General features: G+C 72.4%; 18 protein-coding genes (1 of these 18 running past the window's edge). 8 read left to right on the top strand and 10 right to left on the bottom strand.

Translation table 11 applies throughout. The features are described 5' to 3' along the window. Window positions 1-46: 46 nt before the first annotated feature. From DAETH_RS01545 to DAETH_RS01515, 7 genes are all read right to left on the bottom strand, one after another. Window positions 47-979 (bottom strand): magnesium transporter CorA family protein, encoded by a 933-nt coding sequence (locus tag DAETH_RS01545; RefSeq protein WP_264776196.1) that lies wholly within the window; start codon window positions 977-979, stop codon window positions 47-49. 356 nt (window positions 980-1,335) lie between these two features. Beyond that, entirely contained in the window at window positions 1,336-1,572 is a 237-nt protein-coding gene (locus tag DAETH_RS01540) for a ferredoxin (RefSeq protein WP_264776195.1), read from the bottom strand. A 103-nt stretch (window positions 1,573-1,675) separates the two neighbouring features. Continuing rightward, a complete protein-coding gene (gene mobA / locus DAETH_RS01535; RefSeq protein ID WP_264776194.1) occupies window positions 1,676-2,539 on the bottom strand; it encodes a molybdenum cofactor guanylyltransferase in 864 nt (287 codons plus the stop codon). Then, on the bottom strand, window positions 2,536-3,984 hold the full coding sequence (locus tag DAETH_RS01530) for a sensor histidine kinase (RefSeq protein ID WP_264776193.1): 1,449 nt from the start codon (window positions 3,982-3,984) through the stop codon (window positions 2,536-2,538). Before DAETH_RS01530 ends, mobA begins: the two co-directional genes overlap by 4 nt. Then, complete coding sequence (locus DAETH_RS01525) at window positions 3,974-4,543, bottom strand: GNAT family N-acetyltransferase (protein ID WP_264776192.1); 570 nt, start codon at window positions 4,541-4,543, stop codon at window positions 3,974-3,976. The genes DAETH_RS01530 and DAETH_RS01525 overlap by 11 nt, the downstream gene beginning before the upstream one ends. Window position 4,544: 1 nt before the next feature. Continuing rightward, complete coding sequence (locus tag DAETH_RS01520; protein WP_264776191.1) at window positions 4,545-5,207, bottom strand: response regulator transcription factor; 663 nt, start codon at window positions 5,205-5,207, stop codon at window positions 4,545-4,547. Between the two features lie 34 nt (window positions 5,208-5,241). Next, window positions 5,242-5,604: a YkvA family protein gene (locus DAETH_RS01515; RefSeq protein ID WP_264776190.1), complete on the bottom strand. Its 363-nt coding sequence runs from the start codon at window positions 5,602-5,604 to the stop codon at window positions 5,242-5,244. 522 nt (window positions 5,605-6,126) lie between these two features. Here DAETH_RS01515 and rplU point away from each other — a divergent pair. The 3 genes from rplU to obgE all read left to right on the top strand — a co-directional run bounded on the left by rplU (window position 6,127) and on the right by obgE (window position 8,131). After that, a complete protein-coding gene (gene rplU / locus DAETH_RS01510; protein ID WP_264776189.1) occupies window positions 6,127-6,429 on the top strand; it encodes a 50S ribosomal protein L21 in 303 nt (100 codons plus the stop codon). A gap of 27 nt (window positions 6,430-6,456) precedes the next feature. After that, window positions 6,457-6,732 carry a 50S ribosomal protein L27 gene (gene rpmA, locus DAETH_RS01505; protein ID WP_264776188.1) on the top strand — a complete coding sequence of 92 codons (276 nt, stop codon included), beginning with the start codon at window positions 6,457-6,459 and terminating at the stop codon, window positions 6,730-6,732. Between the two features lie 100 nt (window positions 6,733-6,832). Next, complete coding sequence (obgE, locus tag DAETH_RS01500) at window positions 6,833-8,131, top strand: GTPase ObgE (RefSeq protein WP_264776187.1); 1,299 nt, start codon at window positions 6,833-6,835, stop codon at window positions 8,129-8,131. A 57-nt stretch (window positions 8,132-8,188) separates the two neighbouring features. On the opposite strand, the gene DAETH_RS01495 is transcribed toward obgE, so the two are convergent. The 3 genes from DAETH_RS01495 to DAETH_RS01485 all read right to left on the bottom strand — a co-directional run bounded on the left by DAETH_RS01495 (window position 8,189) and on the right by DAETH_RS01485 (window position 12,822). Continuing rightward, on the bottom strand, window positions 8,189-9,883 hold the full coding sequence (locus DAETH_RS01495; RefSeq protein ID WP_264777364.1) for a copper amine oxidase N-terminal domain-containing protein: 1,695 nt from the start codon (window positions 9,881-9,883) through the stop codon (window positions 8,189-8,191). 270 nt (window positions 9,884-10,153) lie between these two features. After that, entirely contained in the window at window positions 10,154-12,256 is a 2,103-nt protein-coding gene (locus DAETH_RS01490; RefSeq protein WP_264776186.1) for a hypothetical protein, read from the bottom strand. Beyond that, on the bottom strand, window positions 12,253-12,822 hold the full coding sequence (locus DAETH_RS01485; RefSeq protein ID WP_264776185.1) for a glycerol-3-phosphate acyltransferase: 570 nt from the start codon (window positions 12,820-12,822) through the stop codon (window positions 12,253-12,255). Before DAETH_RS01485 ends, DAETH_RS01490 begins: the two co-directional genes overlap by 4 nt. A 93-nt stretch (window positions 12,823-12,915) precedes the next feature. Here DAETH_RS01485 and DAETH_RS01480 point away from each other — a divergent pair, with 93 nt between their 5' ends. The 5 genes from DAETH_RS01480 to DAETH_RS01460 all read left to right on the top strand — a co-directional run. Next, complete coding sequence (locus tag DAETH_RS01480) at window positions 12,916-13,662, top strand: HesA/MoeB/ThiF family protein (RefSeq protein ID WP_264776184.1); 747 nt, start codon at window positions 12,916-12,918, stop codon at window positions 13,660-13,662. A 375-nt stretch (window positions 13,663-14,037) separates the two neighbouring features. Further along, window positions 14,038-14,391 carry an HU family DNA-binding protein gene (locus tag DAETH_RS01475; RefSeq protein WP_264776183.1) on the top strand — a complete coding sequence of 118 codons (354 nt, stop codon included), beginning with the start codon at window positions 14,038-14,040 and terminating at the stop codon, window positions 14,389-14,391. Window positions 14,392-14,518: 127 nt separating this feature from the next. Further along, window positions 14,519-15,421 (top strand): ABC transporter substrate-binding protein, encoded by a 903-nt coding sequence (locus DAETH_RS01470; RefSeq protein WP_264776182.1) that lies wholly within the window; start codon window positions 14,519-14,521, stop codon window positions 15,419-15,421. Window positions 15,422-15,607: 186 nt separating this feature from the next. After that, entirely contained in the window at window positions 15,608-16,822 is a 1,215-nt protein-coding gene (locus DAETH_RS01465; RefSeq protein ID WP_319993726.1) for an ABC transporter permease, read from the top strand. Next, window positions 16,819-17,320, top strand: partial view of an ABC transporter ATP-binding protein gene (locus tag DAETH_RS01460; protein ID WP_264776181.1) — the 5' portion only. It continues 428 nt past the right edge of the window; only the first 502 of its 930 coding nucleotides appear in the window; it begins with the start codon at window positions 16,819-16,821; its stop codon lies beyond the right edge, outside the window. Before DAETH_RS01465 ends, DAETH_RS01460 begins: the two co-directional genes overlap by 4 nt.

The following is a 17,320-nucleotide window of genomic DNA, read 5'->3' as shown; positions in this document are numbered from 1 at the left end:
CTGTGGATGATGGCGAGGGGCTGATGGCTGAAAGCTGACCGTTCCTTCAAAACACCCGCCAACGGTAGAAGAGGAAGGCCAGCGTCGCCGCCAGCATCGAGGCGATGCCCAGCACGATCCAGAGGGCCTCGGGGCTCTGGGAGAAGGGCAGGGGCACGTTCATTCCGAAGATGCTGGTCACGAGGGTGGGGATCGCCACCAGAATCGTGGTCACCGTGAGCACCTTCACGACCTGGTTGACGTTGTTGCTGATGACCGAGGCGAAGGCGCCCGCCATGCTCGTCAGGATGTTGCTGGCGATGCTTGCCATCTCGATGGCCTGGAGGTTCTCGATGAGCACGTCGTCGAGGAGGTCCGAATCCTCCTCGTACATCTCGAAGATGCGGTCGCGCTTGACCCGCTCCATCATCGCCTCGTTCGCCTTGAGGCCGGTGATGAAGTACACGAGGCTCTTTTCGAGCTTCAGGAGGTCCATGAGTTCGCGGTTGCGGGTGGCCGTCTCCATCCGGTCCTCGATGGTATCCACCCGCTTGTTGATCTGCCGCACGTCGATCAGGAACCGCTGGGCGTTGCGCAGGAAGAGTTGCAGGGTCAGGCGGTTTTTCTTGGCGGTGCTCACGCGGCGCACCAGGCCGCCCACCACGTCCTTGACGACCGGGTTTTCCAGCGCGCAGACGGTCACGAGGCAGTGATCGGTGTGCAGGATGCCCAGCGGCACGGTGTCGTAGGGGATATCGCTGTCCTCGCCCAGGCGGTAGCTCGTCTGCATGATGATGAGGAGCTGGCCGTCCTCACGCTCGAAGCGGCTGCGCTCGTCGGGGTCGAGGGGATAGCTGAGGTAGTCGAGGGGCAGGCCGGTCTCGCGGCTCACCCGGGCGAGTTCCTCGGCGGAGGGGGCGGTGGCGTTGATCCAGCAGCCGTCGATATAGCCGTCGATGGTCTGGAGCTTGCCGCCGACGCTGCGGTAGTACGTCAGCACGGGCGCCCCTCACGAGATTCGGTGTGGTGCATGGCGCGTCCTCCGGTGAGGATGGGATGGCGTGGGGGGCGTACTGGGGGGCTCGTGCTCGGTCTGTTCGGCGGGATTCACGTCATCACCTCCTCTCCTTACGGGCGCGTCCTCGCGCGGCAGACCATGCTAGCGGGGCGGGCGCGGGCGAGGCAAGCGGAGAATGCCCCAGGTCGGGGGTGCCGTTCCCCGGGCGGGGAGGGGTCGCCAGTCGCCGGTCACCAGTTGCCAGTCGCCGGTGAACAGCAGGGGCCACCCTCTTTCCAGGGCGGGGTCCCAACGAAAAACCCCGGCGCGGAAGGCCGGGGCAGCGGAGACGGGCGGATTTACAGGCCGAAGAAGGCCCGGTTCTTGACGATGAACTCGGTCTCGCCGCCGGGCACGTCCTCCTCGGGGAAGATGGCGCTGACGGGGCAGGCGGGGACGCAGGCTCCACAGTCGATGCACTCGTCGGGGTGGATCAGGAACTGGTCGCCGCCGTCGTAGATACACTCGACCGGGCACACTTCCGTGCAGGCCTGGTCCTTGACGCCGATGCAGGGGCTGACGATCACGTGAGGCATGGCGGACAGTATGCACAACCCCCGGGGGGCTGACAAGGACACTCCCCCACCGGGCTAGTCAGGGTTTTTGTGCGCCGGGACGCAAAAAAGCCGAGTTTGGAAGTCAGGATTGCGGCGGCGGGGCAGGGCGAGAGCCGTCCTGCACGGCCCGCAGGTGCGCCTCGGCCAGCCCCAGGTCGGCCTCCTGGTCCACATCGTTGCCGATGGCGGCGTGCGGGGTGATCAGGGCGCGGGCGGGCACGCCGAGGATGGCGCTCACGCGGGCCTCCAACTCGCGGACGGTGAGGCGTCCGAGCAGGAGCCGCACCAGCACGCCGGGACCGATCAGCCGGGCGAGTTTGAAGGGGGCCTTGCGGGCAGCGAGGACTTCGCGCAGCCGGGGGAGGAACTGGCCGATCAGGCGTGGGTCGAGCAGGAAGACGTTGCCGCCCGTGAAGGTGCCGTCGCGCAGCCGGGCGTAGGTGCGGCGCATCCCGGGGAAGGCCCGCTCGCAGTCCTCGCGGCGGACGACCGGGTAGACGAGGGCGGCACCTTCCGGCGCGGCGGCGAGCACCTGCGCGAGTTGTTCCGAGGTGAGGAGGGGAATGTCGGCGGTGGCGACGAGGACGCGCTCGCCGGGCGAGAGACCCATTCCCGCCAGGGCCTCCACCCCTGCCTCCAGGTTGCTGAGCAGGGTGCCGTGGTCGGTCACGCGCTCGTCGATCCAGGGGTCGAGTTCGGGGGTGGTCGGGCCCACGTAAGCGACGCGCGAGACCCGCCCGCTCCCCCGCAGGGCGCGCAGCACGTGCAGGGCCATCGGCTCGCCCCCCACCGGGATGAGCGCCTTGACCGGGACCCCGTGGGCCGACGCGAAGGGGTCGCCGGGGTCGCCGCCGCCAAGGACCACGGCGCTCCAGCGCGGGCCCGGCGGCGGAAAGGGGGCGGTGACCGGGGAAGTGACGTCTGGCCCGGCGTGACGGGAACTCATGCCCGTGAGCGTAGCACCCGTTCCTCGGCACCCGCGCTCCCTGCCGGGGGCAACGCGGGGGGAGAGGCGGGCAGGCGCAGGGTGGCCGTGAAGCCCTTCCCCGGCGCGCTCTCCAGCGTCAGGGAGCCGCCGTGCAACCCCGCCGCGCGCCGCACGAGCGCGAGGCCCAGGCCGTGCCCACTCTGCCCTCCCGCCGCGCTGCGGCTCGCGTCCGGGCGGTAGAAGGGTTCGCCCAGCCGGGCAAGCACATCGGGGGGAACGCCGGGGCCGTCGTCGCGCACCTCGACCGTGGCCCCGCCGGAGCCGTCCCCCACCGTCACCGTGACCGTCGCCCCCGGCGCGTGCCGCACGGCGTTGACGGTCAGGTTCCAGATCGCCTGCCCCAGGAGCACCCGGTCACCCGCCACCGTCACCGCCTGCGGGGCCACGAGGTCCACATCTGCCTCGGGGTCGAGTTCGCGGGCGCGGTCCACGGCGTCGGCGGCGAGGTCGCGCAGCGGCACGCTCTCCCGCGTCATGGCCGAGGCGTCGCGGGCGAGGAGCAGGAGGTGGTCGGCGAGGGTGGCGAGGCGGGCGATGTCGGTGCCGATCTCACGCAACTCCGCCCGGTAGCGCCCGGCCTCCCGGTCGCGGGCGAGGGTCGCGTCCACCCGGGCCGTCAGGGCGGCGAGGGGACTGCGCAGGTCGTGGGCGGCGGCCCGCACGAAGTCCTGCTCGCGTTCTCGGGCCTCGGCGAGGCGGGCGAACGTTCCCTGGAGGGTGAGCGCCAGCCGCGAGAGTTCGTCTCCCGGCCCCGCCCCGGGCACGGGTCGCCGCAAGTCGCCGCCCACCCCGATCTCGCGCGCCGCGCCCTCCAGCGCCCGCACCGGGGCGAGGAGCCGCCCGGCGACCGTCCAGCCCACGAGCAGGGACAGCCCCAGCGCGAGCGGCACGAGCACCCACAGCGCCCGCGCGAAGGCCGTTCTGGCCTCCCCCAGCGCCCGCGCGTCGCTCACCACGGTGAGGGCGGCCCGGCCCCCCGAGACGATCCGCACGGCGACCAGACGATCTCCCGCCCGGTAGGTGCCGGGGCGCAACCCGCGTGGAACACCCTCCGGGAAGCGCCGGGTGCTGACCGCCCGCACCTCTCCCCCACCCACGGTGATGAGCCGCACGTCGAGGCTCCGGGTCTGGGGGTCGGCGTCGAGGATGCCCTCCAGGTCCGCCGGGCCCAGCGTGTCGCCGAGCAGCGCCCCGAAGAGGTCCTCCCCCCGCCCCAGCGCCGATTCCACCCGCGCCTGCACGGCACCCACCGCCCCGGTCAGCCGGTCGCGCTGCGCCGCGAAGAGGAACGAGTTCACCGCGAAAAAAAGCCCCGCCGCCACGAGCGCCACCGCCAGCCCCGTCGCCAGCGCCGCCCACAGCGCGAGCCGGGCGCGCAGGGTGAGGTGGGGTTTAGAGGACACGACCGCCCGGCGCCCCTTGCCACTCTGCCCGCGTGAGGGCGTACTCCACGTCTCCCGCCTCCGAACCCTCGATCACCTCGGGCCAGTCCTGGAAGAAGGTCCGCACGAGCCTCAGCCCGGCCTTCTCCATCACCCGCCGGGAAGCCACGTTGACGGTCATGGTGGAGGCGACGACGCGCTCCACCCCAGGTTGGGCGAAGGCCAGGCGCACTAGGGCGCGTGCCCCCTCCGCCCCATAGCCCTGGCCCCAGGCTGACCGTTTCAGCCGGTAGCCGAGTTCCAGGCTGCCGGGGTCCTCCTCGACGGGCCGCAGGGCGAACCAGCCCAGGAACTCCCCGGTCTCCCGCTCCTCGGCAGCCCAGCGGCCATATGCCTCCCAACGCCCGTACTCGGCCAGAATGCCGGGCAGCACCTTCTCCCGGACGACCTCGCGCGGGGTAGGCCGTCCGCCGTTGAGGAAACGCATGACGGCGGGATCGCGGTCGAGGTCCCACAGCAGGTCCCCGTCGGCCTCCGTGAAGCGCCGCAGGGTCAGGCGGTCGGTTTGCAGCACGGTCACCTTACCGCTCCACCCGGTAGCCCCGCCCGCGCTCGCTCGTCACCGCCTCAGGCGCGAGTTTGCGGCGCAGGTAGCGCACGTACACGTCCACGATGCGCGCCTCGCCGCCGAACTCGGGGCCCCACACCCGGTCGAGGAGTTCCTCGCGGGTGAACCAGCGCTCGGGCGAGAGGGCCAGCGTCTCGATCAGGGCGTACTCGCGGCCCGTCACGGCGACCTCTTCCCCGTCCCAGGTTACCGTGCGCGCCACCGTGTCGAGGGTGCCGCGCCCGCCCGCAAAGGACACGCGCGGCGCCCCCTGCCCCCGCTCCCGGCGGGAAAGGGCCCGCAGGGTAGCGAGGAGTTCGGGCACCGCGAAGGGCTTGACGAGGTAGGCGTCCCCGCCGAGGTCGAGGCCCTGCACCCGGTCGGCGAGTTCACCCCGCGCCGTCAGGAAGAGGATGGGCGCGTCCACCCCCGCCCCGCGCAACTCCCGCGCCACCGCGAAGCCGTCCATCCCCGGCAGCATCACGTCGAGCACGATCAGCGGAAAGTCGCCGAGCAGGGCGGCCTCCAGGCCCTCGGTTCCGCTCCGGGCCCAGGTGGCCGTGTACCCCGCCTCGCGCAGGGCGCCCAGGGTCGGTTCGGCGATGCGGGGGTCGTCCTCGACGAACAGCAGACGCATGGGCGTCAGTCTAGGCGGCGAGGTCAAACGGGTGTTAACCGCTCAGACCGCGCAGGAGCGCCCAGCCGAGCAGGCCCATGCCGACAAGGACACTCCCCCCCAACACCGGCAGCACCCAGGGCAGGCGCCGCTGGAGGCCTAGACTCCGCGCCCGCGCGTCCGCCAGTACCGGGGCAGGCAGCCCGCGCGCCGCCAGCGCCAGGATCGTCGGCACCACGATCAGGTCGTCTCCCACCCCCAGCACCGGCGTCAGGTCGGGCAGGAGGTCCACCGGGCTCAGCGCGTAGGCGAGGGCGAGCAGGGCCGCCAGCCGCACCCGTCCCGGCGTGCGACGGTCCCCCACCGCGAACAGCAGCGCCAGCGCGTCCCGCCAGAACAGCCGAAGTCGAGAGGTCACGGGGATAGATACGGTATGGGGCGGGTGAGGGTTCCTTGGCTCATGCAACCTTCCGCCAGCAGATGACCAACTCAAGGGGTCGTCTTTTTATTTTCTCCTCCCCCTTGAGGGGGGAGGCCGGGTGGGGGTGACCGCCCCAGCCATCCCAACAACCCCAGCCCTTCACCTCCCCCCGCCCATCCTCTACACTCTCCCCTGGTTCGGGGCACCTCGCCCCGCCTGGAGGTCAACCGGGAAGAGGCTCACCCCACCAGGTGAGCGGGCGTGTACCGCGAGGACACGCGGGGAGACAACGGACGGCACATCACCGAGAAAAACGCCCCCTCGTGGGGTGGGTGGTGCTCTGCTCGTTCCGGTGTTCCCTTTCCGGTTCGGGCGCCGTCCGCGTTTGGCCTGCCCGCTGGCCGTGTGCTAGGATTTTCCACTGGTGACTCGCCCCCGTGGTGGGGCTGACTCGGTTCACAGGAACCATGAGCGCGTGTCCGAAGCAGCGTTTTTCGGGCGGGCGCGGCAGGAGGAAAGATGTTTGCGATCATTCAGAGCGGCGGCAAGCAGTACCGCGTGCAGGAAGGCGACGTGGTGCGCGTCGAGAATCTCCAGGGCGCGGCGGGCGACCAGCTCAGCCTGACCCCCCTCTTCGTGGGCGGCGAGCAGGCCGTGTTCGGGCAGGACGCGGGCCGCTTCACGGTGCAGGCCGAGGTCGTGGAGCATGGCCTGGGCAAGAAGATCTACATCCGCAAGTACAAGAGCGGCATCCAGTACCGCCGCCGCAACGGGCACCGCCAGGGCTTCACGGCGATCCGGATTCTGGGCATTCAGAGCTGACACAGCCAGGGGTAAGGAGAGACTGACATGGCACACAAGAAAGGCGTAGGTTCGTCCAAGAACGGGCGCGACAGCAATCCCAAGTACCTGGGCGTGAAGAAGTTCGGCGGCGAGCAGGTCGTCGCGGGCAACATCCTCGTGCGCCAGCGCGGCACGAAGTTCAAGGCGGGCCCGAATGTGGGAATGGGCCGCGACCACACCCTGTTCGCGCTGACGGACGGGCAGGTCGTGTTCACCAACCGGGGAGAGAAGGGCCGCTTCATCGGCGTCCAGGCCGCCAGCGCGACGGTCGCCGCCGACTGAGCACGGCGCTTCCCGGAAACGGCGCTTTCAGGCACGCCCTGCCCACGACGCGGCGGGGCGTGTTCTTTTGCAGTTTGATGTCTGAAGTGAGGTGAAGGCTATGGCATTTCGAGACGTGCTGGACATCGAGGTCCAGGCCGGGAAGGGCGGCGACGGGAGCATGAGCTTCCACCGCGCCAAGTACCTGGAAAAGGGCGGCCCCGACGGCGGCCACGGCGGTCGCGGCGGCGGCGTGATCCTGCGCGCCATCGAGGGCGTCGAGAGCCTGGAGCGGCTCGTCGGGCGCCGCAAGTTCAAGGCCGAGAACGGCGCCTACGGGGAAGGCCGACTGCGCCAGGGCTCCGACGGGCAGGACGTGGTGATCGAGGTCCCGGTGGGCACGACCGCCTTCGACAGCGACACGGGCAAGGTCATCGCCGACCTCGTGCGGGTGGGACAGGAGAAGGTGATCGCCAGGGGCGGCTTCGGCGGGCGCGGCAACTCCACCTTCGTGTCGAGCACCCGGCAGGCTCCGCGCTTCGCCGAACTCGGCACGCCGGGCGAGAAGCGGCGGGTGCGGCTGGAACTGCGACTCATCGCGGACGTGGGCCTGGTGGGCTACCCCAACGCGGGCAAGAGCAGCCTGCTCGCGGCCCTCTCCCGGGCGAACCCGGCCATCGCGGATTACCCCTTCACCACCCTCTCCCCCATTCTGGGCGTCGTGGAGCGCCCAGGCGGGGAGGAACGGCTGACGATGGCGGACATCCCCGGCATCATCGAGGGGGCGTCGGAGGGCAAGGGGCTGGGGCTGGAGTTTCTACGGCACATCAGCCGCACCCGGCTTCTCGTGTACGTCCTCGACGTGACCCGCGACCCGGTGAATGAGATGCGCCAGCTTCAGGCCGAGCTCCAGGCGTACGACCCCAGCCTGCTGGAGAACGTGGCCTGCGTAGCGCTGAACAAGGTCGAACTCGTGGACGCCGACCTCGCCGCCTTCGCGGAGGACGAGTTGGCGGGCTTCGGCCTGCCCATCTTCCGGGTGAGCGCGAAGGAGGGGACCGGCCTGGGCGAGCTGAGGGACGCCCTCTTCCAGCTTCTCCCCGACCGCGAGCTGTGGGCGCAGACACACGCGCTGGAGGTCGAGACGGAGGAGGTGCGCGAAGAACCCCTCAGCGTCACCTTCCGCGAGGACGCCCCGGAGAAGCCGGGCGAGGCACCCGAGCGCGTGTGGGAAGTGCACGGCGGGGGCTTCGAGGAGCGCATCGTGCGCTTCGCCCGCCACCTGGAGGACGCCGCCGAGTACCTCTCGCTGTTCAAGCGGCAGGGGCTCTACAACGCCCTCAAGCGGGCCGGGGCGCGTGAGGGCGACACGGTGGAGATCGGGACCTTCCGCTTCGAGTATTTCGAGGAAAAGGATTAAAGGCGGTCGAAGAGGGCGGAGGAGTTCAGGCATCCCCCGCCCCGCCCCTTTCGACGTTCAGGGCTGGTACGTCTTGAGCCCCACGTCCACCCCTGGCCCGGTCCGGGCGCGGTAGAAGATCAGGCTGACGGGCAGGTTGCTCCCGCTGGCGGGCACGAAGTCGATGTTGAGGCGGTCGGTCTGCGAGCGCCACAGCAAGACGGGCTGGTCGGGGGTCAGGGCGTTGCCGCTCCGGGGCAGCTTGATCGTCTGGCTCAGGGGGCCGTCCTGCACGTTCATCGCGCCCCGGTACAGGCCCCCGCGCGGGCTGAGGGCCACGGCGGTGCCCGCCGCGCCGCTCACCTCCAGGTCGTACAGCACCCCGTAGTTGCCGAGCAGGCGCTGGGGCTGCCCGGTGAGCACGTCGGTCCCGGTGACGGCGGGGTCGACCTGTCCGTCCCCGATCACGATGCGCGCGGGCAGGGTGGTGAGGTTCACCCGTAGCGAGCGGACGGCGTTCGGAAAGGTGCCGCGCTGGTGGCGGCCGTCGGGCTGGAGGTACGGGAGCTGCTGGGCGACCTGCGCGGTGGGGGGCAGGCTTTCCTCCAGCATCAGGAAGGTGAGTTCCACCCGCCCCGACGTGGTGAGGTCTTGCAGGACGTTCACCCCCGTGCCCGGCCCGAGGGTGGGGCTGGCGTACACGGGAACGCTCCCCCCGGCCGGAACGGTGAGGGTGTGGGCCCCCGCCCCCGCGAAGTAGTCGAGCAGGGTGACCTGCCCGAGGAGGCCCTCGATGCGGGTGGGGGCCGTCTCGCCCAGCCGCTCGGTGCGCACCTCGACCGTGCGGGGCTCCAGGTTGCGCGCGAGCACGTACAGCCGCGCGGGCCGCCCCAGCGAGTTGAGGTGGTAGGCGAGGAGCCGCGCCCGACCCGCCACCGTGTCCTGGTACAGGATGCCGCTCTGGGTGGGGGCCTCGGGGCTGTCGCTGAACAGCAGCGGGGAACCGGGTCCCGCGACCGTCTGAACGGGGGCGGAGGGGTAACTCAGCACCTGGGGGTCGGGGAAGCGGTCGCCGGGCTCGGCGTACTTCAGGGCGTACGAGAGCGGGGAGTCCACCGGCGTGCCCTCCACCCGGATCATGCGGGAAAAGGGCGTGCTCTGGAGGCCCCGGCTGTTCGTGACCTGGAGGGTGACGGTGTACGTACCGGGCTGGAAGTACACCTCCTGCCGCCCGGCCCAACGGCGGCTCACGATGTCGGCCCCGTCGGGGTCGAAGGGGTAGTCGGTGAAGATCACCCGTTCGCCGGGGGCGTACACGCCCTTGTCGGTCGAGAAGCGGGCCTGCGGGGCGAGGGGATTGCCGCCCTCGCGCAGCGCCGTCAGTGTCAGGGTCCGGCCATTGTCCTCGACGCTCAGGTTCGCGTTCAGGGCGTCGGCGAGGAGCCGGGCGCTGACGTACAGGGTGGTGCCCACGGTGGCGACGCTGCCCTCGGGCTGGAGGGCGCCGGCGAGGAAGGCGGCGCCCCGGGCGGGGTCTACCGTCAGCCGACCGAGCTGCACCTGCCCGGCGCCGGTGCCCAGCGTCTGCCCCAGCAGGGCCGCCGTCTCGCGCAGCGGCAGCATCACGCGCCCCCCGATCAGGCGCGGCGGGGCGGCGAAGGTGGCGGCCTCCCCGTTTAGGAAGGCGGCGGGCTGGTCGGTCGTGACCGTGAGTTGCACGGCCCCCAGGGCGGCGGCGGAAGCGGGCAGGCCCAGCGCGAGTGCGGCGAGCAGGGCGCGGGCCGGGGAGAGGAAGCGCCTTGTCAAGGTGCGGGGGGTGGACGTGGAGGGGAAGAAGCGCACAGGCACCCGCGAAGTATGCGGGGCGAAGCTGACCCGCGTCTGGGCATTTCCGTCCCTTTCCTGCCGGGGTTCGGCACGGGTGGGAAGGGTCGGAGACATCGTGCCTGAGCGCGAGATCTCCCTTTTCCACCCACCGGGGAACCAACTCTTCCCGAGGATGAAGGAAAGGTGGGCATCCTCCGAAGGAGGTGAGGGCCAGGGTCAGTCCTCTCCCCTCCGCCGCGCGTGCCTCACCTCTGCCGCGACGAGGGCGGCCAGGTTGACCCCGTAGGTGCCCGCCAGCAGCGCGAGCAGCACGGTGCGGACGCCGGGCTGGGCGGGGTCGAGGAAGGCGGGGGGGCGGGTGAGACCCGCCAGGGGCGCGAGGGCCGCCAGCGCCGCCCCCCACGCGAGCAGGAGCACGCCGCCCCAGGCGCCTTCCAGCAGGCCCGAGCCGGGGAGGAGGAGCGCGGCGAGGCGGTAGAGGGCGGGGCGGCCCAGCCGTGCGGCCCCCGGCGGGCGGGGCACGAGCAGGAGCAGGGTCAGGCCCAGCAGCCCCGCGAGGGCGGCGAGCAGCGCCCAACCCAGGCGCACGCTCCCGCCCGCCCCGGGAGTCAGGACGGAGAGGGGCCGCCGCAGGTCGCGCGCCAGGGTCACGCTCAGGTCGCCGTTCACCGCCCGGGCGAGGCTGCGGTCGTCGGGGTAGCACAGCCGGGGCTCGCCCGGGCGGTAGGTGCGCTGGAAGACGGTGCCCGGCGTGGTCGGCGGCAACCCCAGGTTGTACGCGGCGGCGGCGAGGTCGGGGCGGGCGGCGAAGGCGGCGCGCCAATTCTCGCGCGCCCCCGGCAGGTCGCCCCGCCCCTGCGCGATCACCCCGAGGTTGTTCAGGGCGCAGGCGTTGCCCGGCGCGCGGGCGTAGCGGGCGCGGGCCGTGGCAGCGTCGCCGTCGAGCTGCGCCGCGAGGCCAGAAAGGAGCGCCGTGTCGGGTGCCGCGCGCAGGTCGAGGTCCTGGAGCCGGGCGGCGAACCAGCCCCCGCCGTACGTGCCGATGTTCAGGGCGGGGGCGCGCAGCCGGGCGGCGGTCGTGTTCGCCCACTGCCACCCGGCGAGGGCGGTCAGCAGCCCGGCGGCGAGCGCCACCAGCCCCAGCCGCTCGCCGAACGCGGCGTAGGTGACGACCGCCCGCCGCGCCCGCGAGAGGGGATGGCGCCCCCACGACGCCCAGCGGCCCCCGAGCGGGCGGGTGTCCTCGCCCTGGGCCCGCCACGCCCGCAGGGTGAGGGTGAGCAGGGCCGCCCCGAGCGAGACGAGCAGCGCGAGCGTCACGAGCCGCAGGGCGTCGCGCACCACCCGGGGACCCTCCGCCCCGAGGTTATAGAGGGTGCCCGCCCGCAGCGAGCGCGTGAACTGCCGCCACTCCTCGGCCTCGCCGCCCCGGCCCTGCGCGTCGAGGAGCGAGGCGTAGCGGGTGTACAGGGCGGGCCCGCCCTCGAAGCGGGGGTGCAGCTCGCGCAGGTAACGCATCCACGCCTCGGCCCGGCCCAGCCGCCCCTGCCCCAGCAGGGTGCCCACGTACCCGCTGGGGTTCCCGTAGGCGAAGAGCGCCGCGCGGCTCACGCTGACCTCGGGGTCGAGGCCGCGCGCGGCGGCGTCCCGGCGGGCGCGGTCGAGCGCGAGGTCGGCAGCGGCGGGAAACCCGGCGGCGTCCAGCCCGGCGGCCAGCTCCACCCAGGCGGGAAAGGGCAGGTCACCCCCCAGGCTGCGGCGCACCGCGTTCAGGCTGGCGAAGTTGTCCCCCCGCCCAGCCGCCAGCCGCGCCTCGCGCAGCGCCAGGAAGGGGTTGGTGGGGTCCTCGGCCGCCGCCCGCGCGAGGTTCCCCTCCGGCACGAGGGCCGCCGCCCGGGCCAGCCAGCCGGTGACCCCGGGGTCGGGCGGAAAGACCACCCGTTCCTGCACCCGGCCGCCCTCCCGGGGGTCTCCCAGGGTGAAGCGTTCGGTGTAGTCCTCACCCCGGGTACTCACCCGCAGGGTGCCGCCGCCCGCGTCGAGGGCCGTCACCTCCCCGGGCAGGTCGTAGCGGGCCCGGACCTGTCCCCGCCCCCCCAGCGCGTACACCACCGGGCCCACGCCCAGGTAGGTGCTCTCCCCCAGCGTCACGGGTCCGGTCAACTCGCCCAGTTCGTCCGGGTACGTGCGCGACCACAGCAGCCGCGCCCCGTCCTCGAAGCGCAAGGTGCGGCCCTCCAGCACGGCGTCGGCCCCCGCCGCGCCCGCCGTCAGGGCGAGCAGGGACAAGGCCGTCAGCGCCCGGGACCCGCGCGTCACGCCGGGCGCCGCTCCGAAAAGGCGAGGAGGTGCACGGCGCGCACGGCCATCGCCGCCCCCCCGGCGAGCAGGTCGGGCAGGCCCCCGAAGCGCGCGGCCAGGAGCAGACCGACCGGCACCGCGAGGGCGGTGGCGAAGGGCACGGCGTTCAGCCCCAGCCGCTTTTGCAGGGTGGCCTTGTACGGCACCATGACCGCCAGCCCGAACGCCAGCATCCCGAAGAGGGTGAGCGGCCCGGTCACGAGGAGCGCCCCCATCAGCGGCGCGATCCCCCCACCCCCCCGGAAGCGGAAGAAGGCCGGGTAGCAGTGGCCGAGCACCACGCCCAGGGTCGCCACCCAGGTGAAGTCCGGGGTCAGCGCGCGGGCGAGGAGCACGGCGGCGGCGCCCTTCGCCATGTCGAAAGCGGTCACCCCCAGCGCCGCCGCCAGGCCGTGCTGGCGGTACGTGCCGCTCGCGCCGGGCAGGTCGCGCTCGCGGATGTCGGTCCCGAGCGCGCGGGAGTACAGCACGCCCGCCACGAGCGAGCCGAGCAGGAAAGACGCCAGGGCGACCAGGAGCAGCATGTCAGCGCGCATTCTAGGACGCGTGGGGGAGGCCCCGCCCCGAAGGTTCCCCGCGCGGCGGTGGGGAGTGGGCCCTTCCCCTAGACTTCCCCCATGACCGAGCCCGGCCTCCCCCGCCTCTCCCGCCCTGAACTGCGGCGGTACTCGCGCCAGCTCATCGTGCCCGAGTGGCAGGGCGCGGGCGCCCAGGAGCGGCTGCGCTCGGCCTCGGTCCTCGTGGTGGGGGCGGGGGGACTGGGTGGGCCGGTCGTCGCGCAGCTCGCCGGAGCGGGCGTCGGGCGGCTCGTGATCGCCGACGGGGACACGGTGGACGCCAGCAACCTGCACCGCCAGACCCTCTACACGGCGGCGGACGTGGGGCGGCCCAAGGCCGAGGTCGCGGCGGCGCGGGCGCAGGCGATCAACCCTTTCGTGCGGGTGGAGACGGCCCCCTTCCTGACGGGAGAGAACGTGGGCGGGCTGGTCGCGCCATCAAACCTCGTCGTGGACGCCACCGACAACTTCGGGGCGCGCTACACCCTCGCGGACGCCTGCACGCGGGCCGGGCGCGAGTGGGTGTGGGGCGCGGCGAGCGGCACGAGCGGCATGGTGAGCCTGTTCGGCCCCGGGCTCGGCCTGCGCGACGTGTTCCCCGACCCCGGCGAGGCCGAGTCGTGCGAGGAGGCGGGCGTGCTGGGCCCCGTGCCCAACGTGGTCGGGAGCATGATGGCCCTGGAAGCCCTCAAGGTGCTCGGTGGCGTCGGCGAGCCCCTGCGCGGACGGCTGTGGACCTTCGACGCGCTTTCCGGCGCGGTGCGGGTGATCGGGCTGCGGGCCGAAAGAGAAGCTCTTCCCCTCTGAGAGTGTTTGAAAAGGGCGGCAGCGTTTCTCCTCGACAAGATCGGGACTGTCTTTTTGCCCCTCTCCGCTTGTGGGGGACTGGGACGGCTCCGCAGGAGACGGGGGGAACCCAAACGCTCTCCCAGCGCGCTCCACTCCCCATCAGGAGGCTGTTCAGACACGTTCTGAGGTCGGGTGGTTCTCCTCACGATGCTGTGAACAACTCCGTCCCCTCACGCGACTCTGCGACCAGGCGCCGACGCTCCTTTGTCCTCGCGGGAACATCGACTTGACCCGGTAAAACGGCATCTGGCGCGCGTTTTTGGACTTGCACATCCTCAAATGTGTGTTACTGTGCATTCGAGCCGCTCAAATCCACTGTCTTGGAGGATGTCGATGGCAAGGAACAGCAGCAAGAAGGCCGCCGAGGGTGAGGCCGCCGGAGCCGAGGGCGGGACGGGCAGCAACGGGGGCGGTAAGGTCGCCAAGACGCAGATTATCGAGATGGTGGCCGACCAGACCAGCCTGAGCAAGAAGCAGGCGGGCCAGGCAGTCGCGTCCCTGCTGGGCGTGGTCGTGGACGCCCTGCGCGAGGGCAAGAGCGTCGGGCTGCCGGGGCTGGGCACCCTCAGCGTGACCCGGACCGCCGAGCGCCAGGGGGTGCGCCCCGGCACAAGCGAGCGCATCACGATTCCGGCGGGCCGCAAGATCCGCTTCAAGATCGCCACGACCCTCAAGGGCTCGTTCTAGGCGCCTCCTCCCCAGGCGGGCCCCCCGGACAGGTCGGGGACCCGCCTCCCTACTGCCGCGCTTTGTAAGCCGACTCACGTGCCTCACCCCGGGGGGCGTCTACGGTAGGCCGCATCGGAGGCTCACCATGAAGACTGTCCTCTCGCTGACCCTGGCCGCGCTGATCGGGAGCGCCGCCGCCCGGCCCATCGTCGTGGGAAGCAAACTCGACCCCGAGGCGCAGATTCTCGGGCAGATGATCGTGCTCACCCTGAAGAATGCGGGGCTGGAGGTGACTGACCGCACCAACCTCGGTGACACGGGCGTGAACCGCAAGGCGATCCTGGCGGGCGAGATCGACGTGTACCCCGAGTACACCGGCAACGCGGTGTACCTCTTCCCGGAGGCGAAGATCGGGGCCAAGCAGGCGGGCGACCCGGGCGTGATCTACGCGCTGGCCCGGCGGCTCGACGCGGGGAACGGCATCACCTGGCTCCGGCCCGCGAACGTGAACAACACCTGGGTGATCGCCGTGCCGGGGTCGCTTGCGGCGGCGCAGAAGCTGAGCAGCGTGGCCGACCTCGCCCGTTATCTGAAGGGCGGCGGGCGGTTCAAGATTGCGGGCAGCCCGGAGTTTTTCAACCGCCCCGACACCATGCCCGCCTTCGAGGCCGCATACGGCTTCAAGCTCAGGAACGACCAGAAGCTCGTGCTCGCGGGCGCGACGCCTCCCCAGACGCAGCAGGCGGCGGCGAGCGGCACGAGCGGCGTCAACGCGGCGATGGCCTACGGCACCGACGGCAGCCTCGCGGCGTTGAAGTTGGTGGCCCTCAAAGACCCCCGGGGCGCCCAGGCCGTCTACCAGCCCGCGCCGCTCATCCGCACCGCCACCCTGAAGGCGTACCCGCAGGTCGAGGCCCTCCTGAACAAGACCTTCGCCACCCTGACCCAGGCGACCCTCCAGCGCCTCAACGCCCAGGTGGCCCTCGAAGGCCGCACGGCCCAGGAGGTCGCGCGGACTTACCTTCAGGGCCAGGGGCTGATCAAGTGACATGCTCGCCCTTTTGAGCAGGGAGGCTTCGCGCGCCCAACGGGGAAGCACCAGAGCGGAAGGGGACGCGGTGCTGCTGGCTCAACTTTACGCGCCCGTTCTGCCCGAACGGAACCCTTCTGGAAACAGTCCCCTCTGCTTTTTCCCCGGCTTCTTTCCCCGGTGGGACAAGCCCGGGGTGAGGGCGTGATCTCCCCGGGAAGGAAGGGGGCGGGGGCCAGCGCGGCTTCCGCCCCCTCCTCCTGGAGCGGCGTGCCGGGGGACGTGCGCGCGGTGTTCGTCCTCGCGGCCCTCCCGATGGTGGTAGGGGCGCTGCTTCCGTGGGTGCTCCTGCGCCCGAACCGCCTCGCGCCCGGGGAGTACCTGCGGCTGCCCCCCGCGCTCACCCTGGCGCTGCTGGGCCTCGCCGCGTTGCCCCTGCTCGGCGCCCTGCTGCGCCCCCGCCTGACTCCGCCGCTCGCCGCGCTCGCCCCCGTGGCCGCCGTCTGGGTGCTGGGCGAGCAGACCCGCGCGGCCATCGCCGGTCAGGCCGACTTCGCGCGGGCGAGCGCGGCGAGCGGGATGTGGCTCTTCCTGCTGGGAGCGGGGATCGCCGTGTACGGGGCGCGGCTGGTCGCCCCTGCCCCCGGCGCGCGGCTCCTCACGTGGGCGTGGCTGCCCGCCGTCCTCGCCCTGGGGCTGGGCGGGCACCTCTCGGCCTGGTCGGTGATCGTCGAGGGGCGGGGGGAGGGCCCGCGCTGGGGGCAGGAACTCGCGGCGCACCTGCGGCTGGTGGGGGGCGCGCTCGGCCTCGCCGTGGGGCTGGGGGCGCCGCTGGCCGTGTGGGCCAGCGGGCGTGAGCGGGTGGCGGCCGTGCTGCTCGGCCTGACGGGCGCGGTACAGACCATTCCCAGCCTCGCTCTGCTGGGGCTGCTGATCGCCCCGCTCTCGGCCCTCTCGAACGCCCTGCCCGCCCTGCGCGACCTGGGGGTGCGGGGCATCGGGGTGGCCCCCGCCCTGAGCGCGATGACCCTGTACGCGCTGCTGCCTGTGCTGCGCGGCGGGGTGGTGGGGCTGCACGGGGTCCCGCCCGACGTGGTGGACGCCGCGCGCGGGATGGGCATGACCACCTCCCAGGTCTTCTGGCGGGTGAGGCTGCCGCTCGCGCTCCCCGTGTGGCTCAGCGGCGTGCGGCAGGCGGCGGTGCTGCTCGTGGGGGTGGCCGCCGTCGCCGCCCTGATCGGCGCGGGTGGGCTGGGCACCTATATCTTCAAGGGACTTCAGAGCGGGGCCGCCGACCTGATCCTGCTCGGCGCGGTGCCCGCCGCGCTCCTCGCGGTGGCCGTGGACGCAGCCCTGCGCGGGCTGGAGGCCCTGCTGGGTCGCGGGCTGAGGCGGGTCACCCCGGGGGACCGCGCGTGATCGAGCTGCACGGGCTGGAGAAACGGTACGGCGCCACGTACGCCGTGCGCGACCTCACCCTCACCTTCGCGGAGGGAGAGGTCACGGCGCTCCTCGGCCCCTCGGGCTGCGGAAAGACCACCACCCTGCGGATGATCAACCGCCTCACCGAGCCGGACGGGGGGCGGATTCTGCTCGGCGGACGTGACACGCGGAGCCTGCCCCCGGATCAGTTACGCCGGGGCATCGGGTACGTGATCCAGCAGGTCGGCCTCTTTCCGCACCTGAGCGTCGCGGGGAACGTGGCGACCGTGCCCGAGCTGCTGGGCTGGGACCGGCGGCGGGTGAGGGAACGGGTGGACGAACTGCTCGCGCTCGTCGGGCTCGACCCCGCCGCGTACCGCGACAAGCGGCCCGGGGAACTCTCCGGCGGCCAGGCGCAGCGGGTGGGCGTGGCGCGGGCGCTCGCCGCCGACCCCCCCGTCCTGCTGATGGACGAGCCCTTCGGCGCGCTCGACC

The organism is Deinococcus aetherius, assembly GCF_025997855.1.
Taxonomy (GTDB): Bacteria; Deinococcota; Deinococci; order Deinococcales; family Deinococcaceae; genus Deinococcus; species Deinococcus aetherius.
This window is presented reverse-complemented; position numbering and strand designations above follow the sequence as displayed.

What these genes read in the sequence shown, in the direction of transcription:
- DAETH_RS01540 (WP_264776195.1), bottom strand. Translation starts at nt 1,572, where the DNA reads ATGCCTCACGTGATCGTCAGCCCCTGCATCGGCGTCAAGGACCAGGCC.
- mobA (WP_264776194.1), bottom strand. Translation starts at nt 2,539, where the DNA reads ATGAGTTCCCGTCACGCCGGGCCAGACGTCACTTCCCCGGTCACCGCC.
- DAETH_RS01520 (WP_264776191.1), bottom strand. Translation starts at nt 5,207, where the DNA reads ATGCGTCTGCTGTTCGTCGAGGACGACCCCCGCATCGCCGAACCGACC.
- rplU (WP_264776189.1), top strand. Translation starts at nt 6,127, where the DNA reads ATGTTTGCGATCATTCAGAGCGGCGGCAAGCAGTACCGCGTGCAGGAA.
- rpmA (WP_264776188.1), top strand. Translation starts at nt 6,457, where the DNA reads ATGGCACACAAGAAAGGCGTAGGTTCGTCCAAGAACGGGCGCGACAGC.
- obgE (WP_264776187.1), top strand. Translation starts at nt 6,833, where the DNA reads ATGGCATTTCGAGACGTGCTGGACATCGAGGTCCAGGCCGGGAAGGGC.
- DAETH_RS01485 (WP_264776185.1), bottom strand. Translation starts at nt 12,822, where the DNA reads ATGCTGCTCCTGGTCGCCCTGGCGTCTTTCCTGCTCGGCTCGCTCGTG.
- DAETH_RS01480 (WP_264776184.1), top strand. Translation starts at nt 12,916, where the DNA reads ATGACCGAGCCCGGCCTCCCCCGCCTCTCCCGCCCTGAACTGCGGCGG.
- DAETH_RS01475 (WP_264776183.1), top strand. Translation starts at nt 14,038, where the DNA reads ATGGCAAGGAACAGCAGCAAGAAGGCCGCCGAGGGTGAGGCCGCCGGA.
- DAETH_RS01470 (WP_264776182.1), top strand. Translation starts at nt 14,519, where the DNA reads ATGAAGACTGTCCTCTCGCTGACCCTGGCCGCGCTGATCGGGAGCGCC.